Annotated in this window: 3 protein-coding genes; all 3 read left to right on the forward strand. The window is 74.8% G+C overall.

What is annotated here, in order from left to right; translation table 11 throughout:
- On the forward strand, positions 1–817 hold an 817-nt coding region (locus tag BZL64_RS36180; RefSeq protein WP_279634658.1), incomplete at its 5' end, for an enolase C-terminal domain-like protein.
- Positions 814–1,569 (forward strand): SDR family NAD(P)-dependent oxidoreductase, encoded by a 756-nt coding sequence (locus BZL64_RS36185; protein WP_086773272.1) that lies wholly within the window; start codon positions 814–816, stop codon positions 1,567–1,569. The genes BZL64_RS36180 and BZL64_RS36185, both read left to right, overlap by 4 nt.
- Positions 1,566–2,218, forward strand: a 653-nt coding sequence (locus BZL64_RS36190; RefSeq protein ID WP_086773273.1) for an aldo/keto reductase, incomplete at its 3' end; no start/stop codon positions are given. The genes BZL64_RS36185 and BZL64_RS36190, both read left to right, overlap by 4 nt.

The following is a 2,218-nucleotide window of genomic DNA, read 5'->3' on the forward strand; positions in this document are numbered from 1 at the left end:
GTGTAGGCGGGATAGCCGCGCCTGCCTGCTGGAGCGCGGCTATCCCGCCTACACCACCTCCGCCGGCTGGCTCGGCTACGACGACGACAAGCTCACCCGCCTCGCCCGCCGGGCTGTCGCCGACGGCTTCCGCCAGATCAAGCTGAAGGTCGGCGCCGACCTCGACGACGACATCCGGCGCTGCCGGGCGGCCCGCGCCGCCGTGGGCCCGGACGTGCGGATCGCGATCGACGCCAACCAGCGCTGGGACATCGGCGAGGCGATCCGCTGGACCCGGGCCCTCGCCGCGTTCGACCCCTACTGGATCGAGGAGCCCACCAGCCCCGACGACATCCTCGGCCACGCCGCCGTCCGCGAGGCGGTCGCACCGGTCAAGGTCGCCACCGGCGAGCACGTCCACAACCGCGTCGTCTTCAAACAGCTCCTCCAGGCGGGCGCCCTCGACATCCTCCAGCTCGACGCGGCCCGCGTCGCGGGCGTCAACGAGAACCTCGCGATCCTGCTGCTCGCCGCCAAGTTCGAGGTCCCCGTCTGCCCGCACGCCGGCGGCGTCGGCCTGTGCGAACTCGTCCAGCACCTGTCGATGTTCGACTACGTGGCCCTGACCGGCACCACCGAGGACCGCGTCATCGAGTACGTCGACCATCTGCACGACCACTTCGTCGACCCGGTGGTGATCAGGGAGGGGCACTACACGGCACCCACCGCGCCGGGCTTCTCCGCCGCCATGCGCCCGGAGTCGATCGCCCGGTACACCTACCCCGGCGGCGGTTTCTGGGCCGCCGACCTCCGCGACCGCGAGGAGCAGACGGCGTGAACGACTTCGAGGGGCTGACCGCCCTGGTGACCGGCGGCGCCTCCGGCATCGGCCGGGCCACCGCCGAACTGCTGGCCGCGCGCGGCGCCACCGTCGCCGTCCTCGACCTGGACCCGACGGGCGTCGGCAAGCCGTTGCTCGCCCACCGCGCCGACGTCGGCGACGACGCCTCCGTCCGCGCGGCCGTCGCCGCCGCCGTCGCCGAACTGGGCGGCCTGGACGTCCTGGTCAACAACGCGGGCATCGGCGCCCAGGGCACCGTCGAGGACAACGACGACGCCGAATGGCACCGCGTCCTGAACGTCAACGTCGTCGGCATGGTCCGCACGGCCCGCGCCGCCCTGCCCCACCTGCGGGCCTCCGCGCACCCGGCGATCGTCAACACCTGCTCCGTCGCCGCCACCGCGGGCCTGCCGCGGCGCGCCCTGTACAGCGCCACCAAGGGCGCCGTGCACTCCCTCACCCTCGCCATGGCCGCCGACCACGTCCGCGAGGGCATCCGCGTCAACTGCGTCAATCCGGGCACCGCCGACACCCCGTGGGTCGGCCGCCTCCTCGACGCCGCCGACGACCCGGCCGCCGAACGCGCCGCCCTGGAGGCCCGTCAGCCCAGCGGCCGGCTCGTCACCGCCGCCGAGGTCGCGGGCGCCATCGCCTACCTGGCGAGCCCCCTGTCCGGAGCCACCACCGGCACCGCCCTCGCCGTCGACGGCGGCATGCAGGGCCTGCGGCTGCGCCCGGCGGGCTCATGACCACCCTCGGCCGCAGCGGCGTCCGGGTCACCGGCCTCGGCCTGGGCGCCGGACCGCTCGCCAACCTGTACACCGAGGTCGACGACGAGCAGGCGCACGCCACCGTGACCGCCGCCTGGCGGCGCGGCGTCCGCTACTTCGACACCGCGCCCCACTACGGCCTCGGCCTGTCCGAACGCCGCCTCGGCGCGGCCCTGCGCGAGCACCCCCGCGGCGCGTACACGGTGTCCACGAAGGCCGGCCGCAGGCTGGAGCCCTCGGCGGCCGGCGGCGACGATCTCGCCCACGGCTTCGCGGTCCCGGCCACCCACCGCCGCGTCTGGGACTTCACCGCCGACGGCATCCGCCGCACCCTGGAGGCGAGCCTGGCCCGCCTCGGCCTCGACCGCGTCGACGTCGTCTACCTCCACGACCCCGACGACCACGCCGAACAGGCCTTCCACGAGGGCTACCCGGCGCTGGAGAGGCTGCGCTCCGAGGGCGTCGTCGGCGCGATCGGCGCCGGCATGAACCAGACCGCGATGCTCACTCGCTTCGTCCGCGACACCGACGTCGACGTGGTGCTGTGCGCCGGCCGCTACACCCTGCTCGACCAGAGCGCGCTCACCGATCTCCTGCCCGCCGCCCGGCGGCGCGGCAGGAGATCGGT

Origin of the sequence: Streptomyces bobili (assembly GCF_002154575.1) — a bacterium.
Taxonomy (GTDB): Bacteria; Actinomycetota; Actinomycetes; order Streptomycetales; family Streptomycetaceae; genus Streptomyces; species Streptomyces bobili.